Annotated in this window: 14 protein-coding genes and 1 riboswitch; of the genes, 3 read left to right on the top strand and 11 right to left on the bottom strand. The window is 64.9% G+C overall.

The window, feature by feature from the left end; all coding sequences use genetic code 11:
• Positions 1-29 precede the first annotated feature (29 nt).
• The 4 genes from M2281_RS08715 to thiB all read right to left on the bottom strand — a co-directional run bounded on the left by M2281_RS08715 (position 30) and on the right by thiB (position 5195).
• Positions 30-1580 (bottom strand): M48 family metalloprotease, encoded by a 1551-nt coding sequence (locus tag M2281_RS08715; RefSeq protein WP_280820663.1) that lies wholly within the window; start codon positions 1578-1580, stop codon positions 30-32.
• 87 nt (positions 1581-1667) lie between these two features.
• Positions 1668-2441 (bottom strand): thiamine ABC transporter ATP-binding protein, encoded by a 774-nt coding sequence (gene thiQ, locus M2281_RS08710; protein WP_280820662.1) that lies wholly within the window; start codon positions 2439-2441, stop codon positions 1668-1670.
• The gene (thiP, locus tag M2281_RS08705) at positions 2438-4108 is read right to left on the bottom strand and encodes a thiamine/thiamine pyrophosphate ABC transporter permease (RefSeq protein ID WP_280820661.1); all 1671 of its coding nucleotides are present in this window, start codon (positions 4106-4108) and stop codon (positions 2438-2440) included. The genes thiQ and thiP overlap by 4 nt, the downstream gene beginning before the upstream one ends.
• Positions 4109-4193: 85 nt before the next feature.
• Positions 4194-5195 carry a thiamine ABC transporter substrate binding subunit gene (gene thiB, locus M2281_RS08700; RefSeq protein WP_280820660.1) on the bottom strand — a complete coding sequence of 334 codons (1002 nt, stop codon included), beginning with the start codon at positions 5193-5195 and terminating at the stop codon, positions 4194-4196.
• Positions 5196-5240: 45 nt separating this feature from the next.
• Positions 5241-5364: riboswitch (TPP riboswitch) on the bottom strand.
• Positions 5365-5479: 115 nt separating this feature from the next.
• Between thiB and M2281_RS08695 the strand changes: the two genes are divergently transcribed.
• Positions 5480-6124 (top strand): thiamine diphosphokinase, encoded by a 645-nt coding sequence (locus M2281_RS08695; RefSeq protein ID WP_280820659.1) that lies wholly within the window; start codon positions 5480-5482, stop codon positions 6122-6124.
• A gap of 7 nt (positions 6125-6131) precedes the next feature.
• Positions 6132-7946: an ABC-F family ATP-binding cassette domain-containing protein gene (locus tag M2281_RS08690; protein WP_280820658.1), complete on the top strand. Its 1815-nt coding sequence runs from the start codon at positions 6132-6134 to the stop codon at positions 7944-7946.
• A 189-nt stretch (positions 7947-8135) separates the two neighbouring features.
• Here M2281_RS08690 and M2281_RS08685 read toward each other — a convergent pair whose 3' ends face one another.
• The 5 genes from M2281_RS08685 to M2281_RS08665 form a co-directional block, all read right to left on the bottom strand.
• The gene (locus M2281_RS08685; RefSeq protein ID WP_280820657.1) at positions 8136-9824 is read right to left on the bottom strand and encodes a hypothetical protein; all 1689 of its coding nucleotides are present in this window, start codon (positions 9822-9824) and stop codon (positions 8136-8138) included.
• 64 nt (positions 9825-9888) lie between these two features.
• Complete coding sequence (locus M2281_RS08680; RefSeq protein WP_280820656.1) at positions 9889-11187, bottom strand: adenylosuccinate synthase; 1299 nt, start codon at positions 11185-11187, stop codon at positions 9889-9891.
• A gap of 286 nt (positions 11188-11473) precedes the next feature.
• The gene (gene serA, locus M2281_RS08675; RefSeq protein WP_280820655.1) at positions 11474-13075 is read right to left on the bottom strand and encodes a phosphoglycerate dehydrogenase; all 1602 of its coding nucleotides are present in this window, start codon (positions 13073-13075) and stop codon (positions 11474-11476) included.
• A gap of 78 nt (positions 13076-13153) precedes the next feature.
• Positions 13154-14329 carry a phosphoserine transaminase gene (locus M2281_RS08670; protein WP_280820654.1) on the bottom strand — a complete coding sequence of 392 codons (1176 nt, stop codon included), beginning with the start codon at positions 14327-14329 and terminating at the stop codon, positions 13154-13156.
• A gap of 215 nt (positions 14330-14544) precedes the next feature.
• Positions 14545-15900 (bottom strand): sensor histidine kinase, encoded by a 1356-nt coding sequence (locus M2281_RS08665; RefSeq protein ID WP_280820653.1) that lies wholly within the window; start codon positions 15898-15900, stop codon positions 14545-14547.
• A 313-nt stretch (positions 15901-16213) separates the two neighbouring features.
• Here M2281_RS08665 and M2281_RS08660 point away from each other — a divergent pair, with 313 nt between their 5' ends.
• Positions 16214-16405, top strand: a complete 192-nt coding sequence (locus tag M2281_RS08660; RefSeq protein ID WP_280820652.1) for a DUF1059 domain-containing protein — start codon at positions 16214-16216, stop codon at positions 16403-16405.
• Positions 16406-16447: 42 nt separating this feature from the next.
• On the opposite strand, the gene M2281_RS08655 is transcribed toward M2281_RS08660, so the two are convergent.
• The gene (locus M2281_RS08655; RefSeq protein WP_280821185.1) at positions 16448-16645 is read right to left on the bottom strand and encodes a hypothetical protein; all 198 of its coding nucleotides are present in this window, start codon (positions 16643-16645) and stop codon (positions 16448-16450) included.
• 159 nt (positions 16646-16804) lie between these two features.
• Complete coding sequence (locus M2281_RS08650) at positions 16805-17503, bottom strand: outer membrane protein (protein ID WP_280820651.1); 699 nt, start codon at positions 17501-17503, stop codon at positions 16805-16807.
• Positions 17504-17507: the final 4 nt, after the last annotated feature.

Below are 17507 nucleotides of genomic sequence, written 5' to 3'. Positions count from 1 at the left end.
ATATTCGGCGCCCCTCGCGGGCGCCGAATTCATTTGTCCGTGACGATCTTGACCTTGTCGCCGGCGGATACGGTCGCGCCGGGCGCAAGGCCGTTCAGCACGCGGAACAGGTCGAGCTTGCGGTCCACGCCCACCATGTTGGCGGCCAGCGTGCCGATGGTCTGTCCCGGCTGCACGGTGACTATCCGGACGCGCAGCGGCTTCAGCGCCGCTTTCTCATCGGGCGTCAGTACGTGGAAACTATCGCCGACGGAGCGCGACACGGAAGTGAGCGAGGTGCTGGCGAGCGGAGCTGCCGTCAGCAGGCGGTAGACCTGGTCGCCGGCGCGGATGACGGTGATGCCGAACTGCCAGCCGTCGGCGCGCGCCGTGGCGGTGGCAGCCTCATTGCCGTTGATCGTCTCGGGGCGCACGCTGTTGCCGTCCAGGCCGGCCACCCAGCCGCTGCGCAGATAGTCGGGCAGCGACATCTTGCGGTCGATGCTGACGCCGTCGAAACGGATCGCCATGTCGCCGGGACCGGTGGCGGTGACAGCCGCTGCCGTATTGTCGATGACGAAGCCGGTCGGCACCGAGAAGGAGACGCCAAGGCGCGGATGCAGGAAGGTGGTGCCCCGCACATAGCCTTCTTCCGGCGTATCGCCGTAGAGCATGCCGTCGAGGCCCGTGAGGAAGGAGTCGCGGTCGCGCACGCCGGTGCCGGGCGGGCCGATCAGCCGGGCATGGCGCTGGGCCAGCTCGATGCGCTGGGGCGTGTTGGGGTGGCTCGCCAGGAAGTCGAGACTCGGGTCGGTGGCGCCACTGACCGAGCGGAAGTCGCTGTAGGCGGCCATGGATTGCAGGAAGCGGCCGGCGGCATAGGGGTCGAAGCCGGCCTGGCCGCTGGCCTTGATGCCAATGGCGTCGGCCTCCAGTTCCTGGTTGCGCGAGAACTGCGCGAGACGCAGCTTGCCGCGGATCAGCGCCACCCTGGCCGACTGGCTTTCGCCGAGCACGTCGGTCACCACCTTGTTGGCCAGGACTTCCTCGGCTTCCTTCTGCTGGCGCTGGATGCCGTGATTGGCGGTCACGTGGCCCATTTCATGGGCGATGACGGCGGCAAGCTCGGAGGAATCGTTGGCAAGCGCCAGAAGGCCGCGCGTGACATAGAGATAGCCGCCAGGCAGCGCGAAGGCATTCACGTTGGGCGAATTCAGGATGGTGATGCGATAGGTCTGGGTCGGGTTGCCTGACACGGTGGTCAGGTTGCCCACCACCTTGGCGACCATGCGTTCCAGCTTGGGGTCGGAATATTCGCCGCCATAGGTGGCGAGGATGCGCGGGTGCTGCGCCTTGGCGAGCTCGGCCATCCGGTCGTTGCGCGAGACGCTGTCGACCGTGATCGGATTGTTCGAAGGCTGGAACCCGGATTCCTTGAGATCGCCGCCGCTCAGCACCTGGCAACCGGCGACCAGCGAAAGCAGGCCGACAGCGACCGCGCGGCGCGCGTTCACGCGCACCGGCGAGAGAGTTTCTCCGGCAGGGATCAGGCAGATCGACAGAGCCGCATTCCTTTCGTCACGCCGCGGATCGCAAAGCATAGCGAACCGCTACAACAGGGACCTAGACATACTCCTCTTGGCAAGACAAGAATCCATGTCAGTCCCTTTGGCTGCTCTGGCCAAAAATTATGTCGGCTTCCGGGCGAATTCTTGGCTTTGTGACGCAGCGTTGCCGGTTCCGATGTAGTTTCTGAAGGCTTCCGGGCCGTTTTTGCCGAAAAATTCCTCGGTTTTGCCCGCAGCGATGACCTTTCCCTGTTCGAGAAACAGCAGGTTTCCGCCGATTCGCCTGGCGTCCTCGGGCTGGTGTGTCACGAAAACAACAGTCATGCCTCGTTCCCTATGAACGGACATAACGAGATCGACCATGTCCTCCCGCAATGCGGGGCCGAGCGAGGCGAAAGGCTCGTCCAGCAGCAGCACCGGCCGGTCGCGCACCAGCACGCGGGCAAGCGCCACGCGCTGGCGCTCGCCGCCGGACAATTCTCTTGGAAGCCGCCTTTCCTTGCCGGCCAGCCCGGTGCGGGCAAGCGCATCGGTCACCGCCGCGCGGTCGGCGTCGGTCAGGCGCAAAGCCGGCGACCGGCCGAGCCCGACATTCTGCTCGACCGTCAGGTGGGCAAAGAGGTTGTTTTCCTGGAACACCATCGACACGGGCCGCGCCGAAGGCGGCGCGCCGGTGATATCGACGCCGCCGATCAGCACGCGGCCGGAGGTTGGCGTCTCGAAGCCGGCGATGAGATTGAGGAAAGTCGACTTGCCGGCGCCGCTCGATCCCATCACCGAGGTGATGTGGCCTGCCTCGATCGTTGCGTCGAAGCGCATCAGCATGTCTTCATAGGTGAAGGCCAGGTCCTCCAGCCTGATGTCGACGCCTCCGGGCCGCATGGGCGAGATCATTGCGCGGTGTCCTTTCCAAGCCGGTCGGCAAGCGCCATCAGCGCCAGGCAGATGAGGCCGAGCAGCAGGGCAAGGCCTGCGGCGTCGGCGGTGCGATAGCTGCCCATGCGGGCAAGCAACAGATAGGGCAGGGTCTGCACCTGATCGCTGCCGAACAGGGCGATGACTCCGAGATCGCCGAGCGACAGGGCCATGGCAAAGGCAAAGGCGGTGGAGAGCGGCCGGCGCAGCACCGGCCAGTCGATCAGCCTGAGCCGGCTCCAGCCGGCAATGCCGAGTTGGGCGCAGAGGCGCTCGTGCCGTTCGCTGGCGGCGTCATAGACCGGGCGCACGGCGCGCAGCGCAAAAGGCATCGCCATCACCGCGTTGACCGTCACCACCATGACCGGTGCCAGCGCAAAAACATCGCCGGCATGGCGCAAGAGCACGAACCAGCCAGCGCCGATGACGATGGGCGGCACGACCAGCACGAAGCCCGCGCCAGTGTCGGTCATATGCTCCAGGAAGCTTTTCTTGCCGATGCCTCGCCGCTGCAACTGCATGGCACGCCGTGCCATGGCGAGCGCCAGCGTCAGCACCACGCAGAGCAGGGCCGCCAGGCCGGCGAGGATGAGGCTGGTGGCGGCGGCGCGCTGCACAGTCGCCTCGCCGGCGAGGCGCATAAGATCGGCCTCCAGCCCGGACAGAACGGTGGCGAGCATCGGCCCGGCGACGAAGGCCAGCGCAAGTGCGATCAGGGCAACATCGAGCATGGTTTCGCCCCGGCGCGATGAAATGTAGCGCCGCGGCGCGACCGAAAGGTTCGCGTCGCCCGTCACATTGGCGCCGAGCCGCATCAGCATGGCGACCACGGCCAAGGTGAGCAGGATCTGCAGCAGCGTCAGCGCCACCGCACGCGCCGGGTCGAAGTCGAAGCGCAGCGACTGGTAGATCGCCACCTCCAGCGTCGAGGCGCGCGGGCCGCCGCCCAGCGTCAGCACGATGGTGAAGGAGGTGATGCAGAGCATGAAGACGAGGCCTGCCACGCCCGGCAGGCTGGCGCGCAACGCCGGCCATTCGATCAGCCGGAAGCTGGCGCGCGCGCCCATGCCGAGCTGGCTCGCCAGCCGCCACTGGTCGGTCGGCACCGCGTTCAGCGCTTCGAGAAATAGCCGCGTTGCAAGCGGCAGATTGAAGAAGACATGCGCCACGAGGATGCCCGACAGGCCGTAGATGCCCGGCCAATCCCCGCCGGAGATTTTTGACAGCAGGCCGGCCAGATAGCCGGCGCGGCCATAGAGCGCGAGCACCCCGAGCGCGGCGACGATGGCCGGCAGCGCCAGCGGCACGGCGAAGAGCCGTAGGATCAGTCCGCGCCCCGGAAACTGCGGATGTCGTGACAGCGCACGGGCAACGAACAGCGCCGGTACCACCGAGAACAAGGTCGACAGCGCCGCCTGCCACAAAGTGAAGCGCGCGACCCGGAACAGGTAGCCGTCGAAGGCGGCAATCGCGCCAGTGAGATCGTTGACGCCTTCGAGGATCAGCCCGGCAAATGCGCCGCCGATGAGGATCGCGATTGCCGCCAGCGCAATGACGCCCGCGGTGATGCGCGAGTCGCGCGCCTCGTTCCCCCTTGAGGGAAGGGTCCGGCCAAAGGCCGGGGGCGTTGCGATCACATTCGACATTGCATCAAGCCCCGCGCTGCCTCCAGCTCCGTCGCCTGTGGCGACACCTCCCCCTCAAGGGGGGAGGATATGCCGCGGCTCCCGCTCACTTGCTCATCACGCCGAGCCACTCGTCCACCCAGGCCTTGCGGTTGGCGGCGATGTCCTCGGCGCTGATGGCCAACGTCTTGGTGGGCTTGACCAGTTTGTCGAATGCCGGATCGAGCGGCTTTTCGGTCTTGCCGGCCGGGAACATCCAGTTGGTCTCGGGGATCGTATCCTGGAAGCCTGGGCTGACCATGAATTCCATGAATTTCTTCGCCAGCGGGTTTTCCGCGCCGGTGGTGGTGATGCCCGCGACCTCGACCTGCAGATAGTGGCCTTCCTCGAAGGGCGCGGCCTGGTACTTGTCGGTCTTCTCCGCGACCATGTGGTAGGCGGGCGAGGTGGTGTAGGACAGCACCATCGGCGCCTCGCCCTTGGTGAACAGGCCGTAGGACTCGCTCCAGCCGGGCGTCACTGTCAGCACGCGGTTCTTCAGCTTGGCCCAGGCCTCCGGCGCCTTGTCGCCATAGACGGACTTGACCCAGAGCAGCAGGCCAAGGCCCGGCGTCGAGGTGCGCGGATCCTGGATGGCGATCTTTTCGTTCGCGTCGCCGTCCACCAGCTCCTTCAGGCTTTTCGGCGGGTTCTTCAGCGTCTCGGTGTTGTAGATGACGGCGAAATAGCCGTAGTCGAAGGGCACGAACGTGTCGTCGCTCCAGCCGCCCGGCACCTTCACGTCGGCAAGACCGACGCCAGAGGGCGCGAACAGGCCGGATTGCTTGGCTTCGGCCGTCAGGTTGGTGTCTAGGCCGAGCACGATGTCGGCCTTGGTCGACTTGCCTTCGAGCTTGACGCGGTTGAGCAGGGCGACGCCATCGGCCACCGAGACGAAATCGACCTCGCAGCCGCATTCGGCCTCGAAGGCCTTCTTCACCTGCGGTCCAGGGCCCCATTCGGAGGTGAAGCTTTCATAGGTGTAGATGGTGAGCTTGTCGGCGGCGAACGCCGGCAAAGCGGCCGCAACGGCCAGGGTCGAGACAAGCGAGAAAAGTAACGAGCGCATCGGCGCCTCCTTCATTCAAATATTGAAAGGGAATTGAAGCGCCGGGCAACCGATGCATCTAATCCCTCCGCCGGTACAAACCGGATCAGGTTCAGCGGGTTGGCCGGGTGTCCCCCTTTGCCTCTCAGCCGGTTCGCGAAATTCGCGGCCGGCACCCCGTTAGAGCTCTGTGAAACTAGGGCGAAGCGGGCGCGGGTGCAAGCGGGTGCCGAACGCAACTCAACGCAAAGGCGCAACGCGCGCCTTCCGTTCGGGGGGCGGGGCGTGATAGGAGGCGAGCCACCATGAGCCGATTTCTCATCCTGCTTGGCGGCGACCTCGTCCGCACCGCGCGCCTCGACGCCCAGATCGCCGGCGCGCGCGTGATCGCGGCCGATTCCGGCATCCGCCATGCCGAGACGCTGGGCGTGACGCCGGAGCTCTGGGTCGGCGATTTCGATTCAGCCGACGAAGAGCTTTCGAAGCGCTTTGAGAGCGTCGAAAGGCTGACCTTCCCGGCCGATAAGGACAAGACCGACGGAGAGCTTGCGATAGCCGTGGCGCTCGAACGCGGCGCGACTTCGCTTGTGCTCGCCGGCGCTTTCGGCGGCTCGCGCGGCGACCATGCCTTCCTGCATCTGGCGCTGGCGCTCAAGCTGGCCGAGGCCGGCACGCCGACGCTTTTGACCAGCGGCACGCAGGAAGGGCACCCGCTGCTGCCGGGCACGACGGATTTCGACTACGCCGACGGAACGCTGTTTTCCGTGCTCGGCTTCTCCGAACTTTCGGGCCTCACCGAAGAGGGCGCCAAATGGCCGCTCGACCGGGTCGAGGTGCCGTTCGGCTCCTCTCTCACCCTTTCCAACGAGGTACGGGGCGCCTTGCGCATCTCGCTCGAGCGCGGCCGCGCGATCCTCGTTGCCCATCCCGATCCACTTTCTCAGCATTGAAGACGACATGGCGCCACCGCTTCTAAATCTCGACGGCATCAAGCTGACTTTTGGCGGCACGCCGCTGCTCGACGGAGCCGCGCTGGCGGCCTCCGCCGGCGACCGCATCGCGCTGGTCGGCCGCAACGGCTCGGGCAAGTCGACCTTGCTCAAGATCGCCGCCGGCATGGTCGAGCCGCAGGACGGCGAGGTGTTCCGCCAGCCCACGGCGACCATTCGCTACCTGCCGCAGATGCCCGACATGGACGGCTATGCCAATGTGCGCGCCTATGTCGAGGCAGGCCTCGGGCCAGCAGATGACCCCTATCGCGCGACCTATCTCCTTGAGCATCTCGGCCTTACCGGTGACGAGCGCCCCGATGACCTGTCCGGCGGCGAGGCGAGGCGCGCAGCACTCGCGCGGGTCATGGCGCCGGAGCCCGATATCCTGCTCCTCGATGAGCCGACGAACCATCTCGACCTCAAGACCATCGAGTGGCTGGAAGACGAACTCGTTCGCTCCTCCTCGGCACTGATCCTGATTTCGCACGACCGCCGCTTCCTCGAGCGCGTCTCGAAGGCTACCGTCTGGCTAGACCGTGGCCAGACGCGGCGGCTTGAAAGGGGTTTTGCGCATTTCGAGGAATGGCGCGACGCGGTGCTGGAAGAGGAAGAGCGCGATCAGCACAAGCTCGGCCGCCAGATCGCGCGCGAGGAGCATTGGCTGCGCTATGGCGTCACCGCGCGGCGCAAGCGCAACATGCGCCGGCTGGGCGAGCTGCAGGACATGCGCCAGCGCCACCGCAGCCATCGCGGCGCCGAGGGCACGGCCACGATGGTGGCCGCCGACGCGGCCGAATCCGGCAAGCTGGTGATCGAGGCCAAGAACATCACGAAAAGCTTCGGCGACCTGACGGTCGTGAAGGATTTTTCCACGCGCATCCAGCGCGGTGATCGCATCGGCCTGGTGGGGCCGAACGGCGCCGGCAAGACGACGCTGCTGAAGATGCTGACCGGCGAGCTTGCGCCTGATACGGGCAGCGTTCGGCTTGGCACCAATCTGGAGATCGCTACGCTCGACCAGAAGCGCGAGTCTGTCGACCCGCAGGAAACGCTGGCGCACTACCTGACCGATGGGCGCGGCGAAAACCTCGTCATCAATGGCGAGCAGCGCCACGTCGTCTCCTACATGAAGGATTTTTTGTTCAAGCCCGAGCAGGCGCGCACGCCGGTGCGCGAGCTTTCGGGCGGAGAGCGGGCGCGGCTGCTTCTCGCACGTGTGCTGGCGCGGCCGGCGAACCTTCTGGTGCTCGACGAGCCGACCAACGATCTCGACATGGAAACGCTGGAACTGCTGCAGGAGCTGGTGGCGGGCTTTGCCGGCACGGTCATCCTCGTCAGCCACGACCGCGACTTCCTCGACCGCACCGTCACCAGCGTGATTGCGCCGGAAGGGGACGGGCGCTGGCTGGAATATGCCGGCGGCTATGCCGACATGCTGGCCCAGCGCGGCGGCACCCATCTGAACGATCGCCGCAATGCGCAGAAGCAGGCGGCGGAGACGCCGCGTGCCGAAGCCGCATCGACGGCCCCGAAGGGGCCTGCCAAAAAACTGTCCTTCAAGCAGAAATTCGCGCTGGAGAACCTGCCCACCAAGATGGCGGCGGTGTCTACCTCCATCGCCGATCTCGAAAACCGCATCGCTGACCCCGGGTATTACGAGCGTGACCCCAAGGGCTTCCAGCAGACGATTGCCGCCCTCGACAAGGAGCGCGCCTCGCTTGCCGCCATGGAAGAGGAATGGCTGGAGCTCGAAATGCTGCGCGAGGAGCTGGAGGGGTGAGGAGCGGTCGGCCGTAGGCCGATCAATCGACAACGATTTGTCGATTGAAGCGACGAACGCCCGGAGCCCTAGCGGAGGGCCGGGAGGCGGTGCCAACTCGTTGGCGCAGGCCCAACCGGAGCACCGCCGAACTGATCCCAGACAAAAAAACGGCCCCTTTCGGGGCCGCTTTCAATTCATGTATCAGCCTCAGCCGTTGCCGGCGGCCTGCCAGGCCTTGATCGCCTCGTCGAACACCTTCTGGCCGGGAATGCCCTTTTCCATGGTGAAGAGGGCGCGACGGCCGGACTTGTAGATGATCGGCACGTCGATCCAGCTCTGGCTGCGCAGCAGGCCCAGATTGGCTTCCATCTCCGGCTTGCCGTCGTTGAGCGCGATCAGGAAGAAGCCGTCGGCGATCTTGGCCGGAATGCCGATCAGCGGGTTGCCGGCTTCCTGCTCCGATCCCTTCATCGATACGCGAAGCACGTTTTCGATGCCGCCGCCCTCAAAACCTTGCGGCGTCAGGAAGATCACCTCGACGATATGGCTGGCCGGCAGGGTCTGGTCTGCGTTGCGGCGAATGGTCATGCGCAGCTGCAGGTCCTTCCCGGGAATAACCGCCTCGGCGCGGATGGCCGGCTCGGGCGGCAGGTCGCCGCCGGGGGATTCCTTCACCACCGACCAGACGATGCTGCCTGGCTCGGCCGAGCCCTGCGCCACGTTGGTGCGCTCCTCATAGAAGATGGCGCGCTGGCCGACGGCGACCGCAGGCTGCGCGGCAGGCGCACCTGTCTGAGCCGGCGGCGTCTGGCCGCCCGACGCGGCTGCACCCGTTTGGGTCACCGGCGGCTGCGTTGCTGCTGCGACGGAAGTGCCTTCGCCGATCGAGGCGCCGCCGCTGGCCGGACCGGGATCGACCTCGGTGCCGTCAGTGTTCAGCCGCTGGGTGAGCTTCGGCTCGCCCGCCGGTGTCGACGCTGCCGGCTGCTGGGCGTGCTCAGGCGTGGCCGGGGCAGCTGCAGTCTTCGTCTCGGGTGTGGCGTCGGAAGCAGCAGGCGCTTCGGCATGCTTGCCGGAGCCGCTGAACAGATTGGCAAGGGCGCCCTTGCTTGCCCACACGCCATAGCCGCCGCCTGCGACCACTACGAGGGCGATCGCGGCCGCGATCAGGCCGCCATAGCTACGCTTGCCCTGGCGCGGTTCATGGAATTCCTGCGGCGCTGCGCTGTCCTCGTCATCATCGTGGTCGTTGGCGGCGTCGAAGAAATCGTCCTTGACCGGTTCGATTGCCGGCTGCGGCTTGCGCGCGGCAGGCGCCGGATTCCAGTTATCCACTTCGGCTGCCGGATCGGTCTTGGGCCTGTCATTCGCCCGGGGCTGATCTGCAGGCTTGGGTGCCGGTGCGGCAGCCGGGGTCGCCGGCTTGTAAGCAGCAGCTTCAGGCTTTGCCGGGGCGCTTGCCGTGGCCGTCGGCATGGTCTTGGGAGCCGTGTCGAGCCACGACGCGAAGTCAGATTTCGACGCCGGCGCTGGTGCCGGGGCGGGTGCGGGAGCAGGCTTGGCGACAGGCTCGGGACGCGCCGCGGGCGCTACAGGCTTGGGCGGCGCGCTCTTCTGGCGTTCGATGGAGGCAAAGACGTCCTCCAGCTCCTGCAGCGGGTCGACGCTCGCCTTCGGACGTTCCTTGTCGGCATATTCCTTTTCGAGCGACGCGATAGCGTCTTCGAGCGACTTCCGCTGGCGATCGGCGACAGCCTGCGGCGGCGGCGGGTTGATCGCCGCCAGTTTAGCCTCGATGGTCGCACGGGCCTTGTCGTACACTTTCTGGCGTAGCGGAGGCGTTGCCTCGCTAAGCCCGTCCAGCGCCTTTTTCAAAACCGCAACGAAATCTGCCATGCTTTTGTCGACCTGTGGTTTCTCTCCCGGCCGGCCTTAGGCCGGCCGTGGGAAGGCGCAAGAATTAATCTTCAAAGGGATCGGTCACAAGTATGGTGTCGTCCCGCTCGGGACTGGTGGAGAGCAGCGCGACTGGCGCACCGATCAGCTCCTCGATGTGACGCACATATTTGACCGCCTGGGCAGGCAGGTCGTTCCAGCTGCGAGCGCCCTGGGTCGAGCCCTTCCAGCCTTCGAGCGTCTCGTAGACCGGCTCGACGCGCGCCTGCGCCCCCTGGCTCGCCGGCAGGTAGTCGATCAGCTCGCCGTCGAGCATGTAGCCGGTGCAGACCTTGATCTCGTCGAGCCCGTCGAGCACGTCGAGCTTGGTGAGCGCAATGCCCTTGATGCCGTTGACGGCCACGGCCTGGCGCACCAGCACCGCGTCGAACCAGCCGCAGCGGCGCTTGCGCCCGGTGACGACGCCGAACTCATGGCCCTTGGTGCCGAGGAATTCGCCGATCTCGTTCTTCTGCTCGGTCGGGAAGGGGCCTTCGCCGACGCGGGTGGTGTAGGCCTTGGTGATGCCGAGCACGTAGTTGATCGCGTTCGGTCCCATGCCCGAGCCGGGCGCAGCCTGGCCGGCCACGGTGTTGGACGAGGTGACGAAGGGATAGGTGCCGTGGTCGATGTCGAGCAGCGTGCCCTGCGCGCCTTCGAACAGGATGCGCTCGCCGGCGCGGCGGCGGTCATCCAGGACTTTCCACACCCGGTCCATGTAGGGCAGGATTTTGTCGGCCACGGAGGTCAGTTCCTCCATGATCGTCTCGTGAGCAACTTCCGGATGACCAAGGCCACGGCGCAGCGCATTGTGGTGCGTCAGCAGTCGGTCCACCTTCACCGGCAGTGTGCTCAGATCTGCCAAATCCATCACCCGAACGGCGCGGCGCCCAACCTTGTCTTCATAGGCGGGGCCGATGCCCCGGCGGGTGGTGCCGATCTTGGTGCCGGAATTGGAGGCTGCATCTTCACGGAATCCGTCGAGCTCCCGGTGGAGCGACAGGATAAGCGCGGTGTTTTCGGCAATTTTCAGGCGTTCCGGGGACACTTCGACGCCCTGGTCGCGCAGCTTCTGGGCCTCGGCGACGAAGGCATGCGGGTCGAAGACCACGCCGTTGCCGATGACGGACAGCTTGCCATCACGCACGATGCCGGACGGGAGAAGCGACAGCTTATAGACCTTGCCGTCGACGACCAGCGTATGGCCGGCATTGTGCCCGCCCTGGAACCGCACCACCACATCGGCGCGCTCCGACAGCCAGTCAACGATTTTGCCCTTGCCTTCGTCGCCCCACTGCGAGCCGACGACAACCACATTGGCCATGATTTCTTCCCTTCCATGCCGCGCAAGGCGGCGCAAACCTATAGGACGACAGGCCTCTATAACGGCAAGATTCCCGAAACGCGACCATTCTTTGGGGCCAAGGGCACGACATTTTCGCCGCGCCGCAACCCCCGTTGCTCGGCCGACGGCTGTCCTGAGCCGCGCACCGAAGCGCCTGCGACCCTCCTGCTGGAAGGCCTTTGCCAGCCACAGTATCGCATAGATATGCAAACAAGAAGGCGCCGGTTGCCCGGCGCCTTCTCAAAATGAGCCTGATCTATCAGTCTCAGATGCTGTTTACGTCGAAATGCAGCGGCTTGGCCGAGTCGATCGACTGGTGCGCGCGCACCTTGGCCAGGACGTCCTCGGGGAACGGCGCATCGAGATAGAGCAGCGCGATCGCGTCGCCGCCCGGCCGGTCGCGGCCGAGCGAGAAGTTGGCGATGTTGACGCCGTTCTCGCCGCAGACCGTGCCCAGCAGGCCGATGATGCCCGGCGCGTCGGCATTGGTGGTGTAGAGCATGTGCTGGCCCACCTCGGCGTCGAGATTGATGCCCTTGATCTGGATGAAGCGCGGCTTGTGGTCGGAGAAGCAGGTGCCGGCAATCGAGCGGGTCTGCTTCTCGGACTTGACCGTCAGCTTGATATAGCCGTCGAACACGCCCGACTTGTCGCGCTTGACCTCGGCAACGATGATGCCGCGCTCCTTCACCATGATCGGCGCCGACACCATGTTCACGTCAGCCACCTGCGGGCGGATCAGGCCGGCAAGTGCTGCGCTGATCAGCGCCTTGGTGTTCATGCCGGCGGTCGAGCCGTCGAACAGGATCTCGACTTCCTTGATCGGCTCTTCGGTGACCTGGCCGACGAAGGCGCCGAGCACTTCGGCGAGCTTGACGAACGGTTTTAGCCGCGGCGCTTCCTCGGCGGTGATCGAGGGCATGTTGATGGCGTTGGAGACCGCGCCCTTGATGAGGTAGTCCGCCATCTGCTCGGCGATCTGCAGCGCCACGTTCTCCTGCGCTTCCGTGGTGGAGGCACCCAGATGCGGCGTGGTGACGACATTTTCCATGCCGAACAGCGCGTTCTCGTTCGCCGGTTCGACCTCGAACACGTCGATGCCGGCGCCGGCCACCTTGCCGCTCTTCAGTGCGGCGATGAGGTCGGCCTCGACGATCAGGCCGCCGCGAGCGCAGTTGATGATGCGCACGCCGTTCTTCATCTTGGCGATCGCATCGGCATTGATGATGTTGCGCGTCTTGTCGGTCAGCGGCGTGTGCAGCGTGATGAAGTCGGCGCGCGCCAGCAGCGTGTCGAGGTCGACCTTCTCGACGCCGAGTTCCGAAGCGCGGTCTTCCGACAGGAACGGGTCGAAGGCGATGACATGCATCTTCAGGCCGACGCCGCGCGCGGCCACGATGGAACCGATGTTGCCGCAGCCGATCACGCCCAGCGTCTTGCCGGTGATCTCGACACCCATGAAGCGGTTCTTCTCCCACTTGCCGGCCTGGGTGGAGGTGTTCGCCTCCGGAATCTGGCGGGCTAGCGCGAACATCAGCGCAATTGCGTGCTCGGCGGTGGTGATGGAATTGCCGAAAGGCGTGTTCATCACGATGATACCGCGGCGGCTGGCGGCGGGGATGTCGACATTGTCGACGCCGATACCGGCGCGGCCGATGACCTTGAGGTTGGTCGCGGCGGCGATCAGCTTCTCGGTGGCCTTGGTGGCCGAGCGGATGGCGAGACCATCATACTGGCCGATGATTTCGAGCAGCTTTTCCTTGTCCTTGCCGACATCGGGCAGATAGTCGACTTCGACGCCGCGGTCCTTGAAGATCTGCACGGCGGTGGGGGAGAGTTTGTCGGATACGAGTACGCGAGGTGCCATAAAGGCCTCCATCAGGTGAAATTCAGACTTGGGGGAAGCAGGCGACCGTCCCAACCCGGTCGCCTTGATACCTTGAACTCAGGCCGCCTTTTTCAGCGCGGCCTTCTGGTTCTGGAACGCCCATTCGAGCCAGCGCGTCAGCGCCTCGAGGTCGGATGCCTCGACGGTCGCGCCGGCCCAGATGCGCAGGCCCGACGGCGCGTCGCGATAGGCACCGATGTCATAGGCGACGCCTTCCCTGTCCAGCGCCGAGACGATGCCCTTGGCAAAGGCGGCCTGTGCCTCGGCGTCGAGCGCGGTCACTTCCGGATCGACGATGGTGAGGCAGACCGAGGTGTTCGAGCGCGTCGCCGGATCGGTCGCCAGATTGGCAAGCCAGGGCGTTTTTGCGACGAAGACGTCAAGCACCGCAAAATTGCGGTCGGCACGGTCGGTCAGGGCTTCGAGGCCACCGATCGACTTCGCCCAATTGAGTGCGTCGAGATAATCTTCCACCGCCAGCATGGACGGCGTGTTGATGGTCTCGCCCTTGAAGATGCCTTCGATCAGCTTGCCGCCCTTGGTGAGGCGGAAGATTTTCGGCAGCGGCCAGGCCGGCTTGTAGCTCTCCAGCCGCTCGACTGCGCGGGGCGACAGGATGAGCATGCCATGCGCGCCTTCGCCGCCCAGTACCTTCTGCCAGGAGAAGGTGACGACATCGAGCTTGGCGAAATCAAGGTTCTGCGCGAAGGCGGCCGAGGTCGCGTCGCAGATGGTCAGGCCCTGGCGGTCGGCCGGGATGAAATCGGCGTTCGGCACGCGCACGCCGGAGGTCGTGCCGTTCCAGGTGAAGACCACGTCGCGGTCAAAATCGACCTTGGCGAAGTCGACGAGTTCGCCATAGGGGGCTTCGAAGGTGCGGACATCCGGCAGCTTCAGCTGCTTGACGACGTCGGTGACCCAGCCCGCGCCAAAGCTTTCCCAGGCGACCATGTCGACGCCGCGTGCGCCGAGCAGCGACCAGAGCGCCATTTCGACGGCGCCAGTGTCGGACGCAGGCACGATGCCGATGCGATAGTCGGCCGGAACCTGCAGGACTTCTCGGGTCAGGTCGATCGCCTGCTGGAGCTTGGTCTTGCCGATCTTGGCACGGTGGGAGCGTCCGAGGGCTGCGTCTGCGAGAGCTTGGAGGGACCAGCCGGGGCGCTTTGCGCAGGGGCCGGACGAGAAATTGGGATTGGCCGGACGCAAGTCCGGCTTCGGCAGTACAGTCATGTTGATCCTATCCTTCCAGATAGCACGCCCCTCGTTGGGGAGGGGTGGCCCACTGGCGGAGATAGCGGAACGCCTCGAAGACGGCAAGTGGCAATATTGCGACAGTTGCTTGCCTGTCAGCGACTGCAGCCGGCGTTTCAGGAAAACCTGTCAGAAAAATCAAGTGGCTGTGGCATCCGCGGGCGGACTGGATGCTCGTCAAATTTGTGATCGGGTCAGTTAGCAAGCGGCACGGTGAAGGTGCAGTCCAGGCCTTGGGCGAGCCAGTGGTACTCGATCTCGCCGGCAAGATCGTTGCGGATCATCCGGCTGATCAGGCGGCTTCCGAAGCCGGCCTTCGTCGGCGACGTGACCGGGGGGCCGCCGCGCTCGCGCCACAGCACCAACAGGCGAGGGCCGCCGCCATTGGTGCGCGTGGACCAGCTTACCGAAACGGCACCGTTGCGATGTGATAGTGAGCCGTACTTGGCGGCGTTTGTCGTCAGCTCATGAAGGACGAGCCCAAGCGGCGTGATCATCTCCGACGGCAGCATCAAGTCCGGCCCGTCGAGGGTGATTCGGCTGGCGGCAATCGACTCGAAGGGAGCCGTCTCGGTCTTCACCAACTCGGTCAGCGTCACGCCCCGTCCCTGGTTGCTGACGATGAGGTCGTGGGTCGTGGCAAGCGCATTCAGCCGCGCCGCGAAGGTCGAAAGGAAGCTGTCGAGGGAGGTCGCCTGGTGCGCCGTCTGGCGGGCAAGGGCCTGCACGATCGCGAGAACATTTTTCACGCGATGGTGCATCTCGCGCACGATCTCCTGCTTGCGCTCGTCTTCCCTGAAACGGTCGGTGACATCGAGCGCGAAGCCGTCGAGCCCGACTGGCGTGCCGGTGCTGTCCCGGGTGGCGGTGACGGAAAACTCCAGCCAACGAACCGCCTTGTCCGGTCTGACAACGCGGTAATGGGTCTTGTATGTCTCCGTTTTGGTTGCCAGAGCCTCTTCCAAACTGGTCTGGGCGATATGCCGATCGTCCGGGTGAACGAGCTCCAGCCATTCCGAGAAACTCATGGCAGTCACCGGTTGACCGATCATCTTGGCGAAGGCCGGCGACCAGCGGCCGCGATCTTGCGACAGGTTGTATGAAATGGTTCCGAGGTGACCGGCCTCAAGGGCGCCGCGCAACCTGCGTTCGCCTTCGCGGACATCCTGCAATGTCTGGTCGGCGCGTATCACCGCGGCCTGCAGAACTCTGCCCACAACGATCATTGCAGCACCGCACAGGGCGAACAGCGTCAGGTCGATTACGGCTGCGGCCGTGTCGACCCCGAAGCTGCGGAGTGGCTCGAGAAAGAAGTACCACGCCGACAGGGCGGAAAGCACAAGCGCCAGCGCCCCTGGGCCTGCGCCGCCGAGAACGGCTGCCATCAGCACCGCTGGAAGTAATGTCACGAAGGGCGCGACGTCGGTCGTTATGAGCCCAGCACCTAGGCGCAGGAGAGTGGCGACGGCCACGCAAACTATGGCGAACGCATAGGCATAGGTCCGGTTTGTAATGAAGATGGTGTGGTATGCTCTGATGAGGCGGTCCATTGCCGGTCCTTTGCAATGACAGGTTGCTGATATGCGCCAGAAGCGGCCAACCGGCATTGCTCTCGGGTGCGGGATGAGACCACTCGGGGCAGGCTCAAGCGGGCGTGGTGGACCTGCTACAATTGCGAACTCGGCAGTTTGTTCCGCCGTGTTCTCCGAAGCGCCGTACCAGGCGAAATAGTCCGCACGGGCTGTTGGCGATGCCGCGCGAAGTTTCGATTCCGTGGTATAATTCTGGGGCGACCGGAGAGCGTAGTGGGGGCAGGCGGGAGCAGCGCGCGAGGCGCGTTGCGTCGATCCATGGAGACAAACCATGCGCAGATATATCGACTGCCGCGAGTTCCCGAGCGAAATGAAATGCACTGTCGCGATCGCGGCGGATAGCGAGGAAGAGCTGATCAACGCTGCCGTGCAGCATGCCGTCGCCGTTCATGGCGAACACGACACGCCGGAATTCCGTGCCGAGATCAAGAAAGCCATTCATGAGGGGTCGCCGCACGCCTGACAGCAGCGGTGCGCCGCCTCGGCAAAGCGTTGATGCAGGCGGCTATTGGCGAGGCTGCTTGGGTCGCCCGGGAATGGCGGTGACGATCACGGAAACCGGGTCGCTGCCGGGAAAGGTGTCTTCAAGGCCTTCTTGAAGCTGTTCCTCGAGGGTTGCCCGATCTTCCGCGCGGCCTTCCGTGCGCCGTTTGGCGGTGCGGGTTTCCTTGGCCTCTGGGGCCGGATGTAGCGCACTGGTCATGCTAGTCTCCTGCCCCCCCTTCAGGAAAGGTTGTGCTTCGCGCGACAGTATTCAAGCGTTTGCTGTCGCGAGGCATCGGCGGGGACCGGCGCGGAGGAATAGTCCAAACACAAATGGCGGGCCATGGCCCGCCATTCGCGTCGTTCGAGGATTGCGTTCTTACCAGAGGTCGTAGCGCAGGCCGAGCTTGACCTGGTGATAGTTGACACCCTTCCGGATCGTCTGGGAATCCATGTCGAGATGCTGCAGGTCTGGCGCGCTCAGGAAGCGGTAGGCGAGGTCGACCGAAGTATTCGGGGTGAAGCGGTAGCTCAGGCCGGCGTTCAGTGCATAGGCGAAGCTGTACTTGTGCTCGCTCCAGTCTCCCTTCACGCCGAGGGTTGGAGAATCGATATCGATCTCGCGATGCGCATACAAGAAGCCGAGGCCGGCGCCGAGATAGGGCGTGACACCGGCATAGGTGCCGAGGTCGACATAGCCGTTGGCCAGGCCGCTCCAGACATGGTTCTTGGCCTCAAACCTGTCGGTACGATCATCGAAACTGAACTTGTCGCGAGAGACGAAGCCGCTCGTCAGATCGGCGCGCAGGTAGTCGGTGAAGTGATAGCCGAAGCCGACTTCGCCGCCGAAGCGGCTGTTGTCGGTGTCATGGCCAAGCCAGGAGAACCTGTTGACCGGACGGTTGGTGTTGTAGGTTACATCGCCGCGCAGGTACCAGCTCGAGCCGATTTCGACCGGCACATATTCGGGGCCGCTCTCGACATAGATGGGCGGCTCATAGTCTGCGGCCATGGCCGGTGCCGAATGCCACAGCAGCGCTGCGGCAAGGGGCAGGAAAATACGCGAATGCAGGCTCATGATC

The organism is Pseudaminobacter soli (ex Li et al. 2025), from assembly GCF_029892515.1.
Classification (GTDB): Bacteria; Pseudomonadota; Alphaproteobacteria; order Rhizobiales; family Rhizobiaceae; genus Pseudaminobacter; species Pseudaminobacter soli_A.
This window is presented reverse-complemented; position numbering and strand designations above follow the sequence as displayed.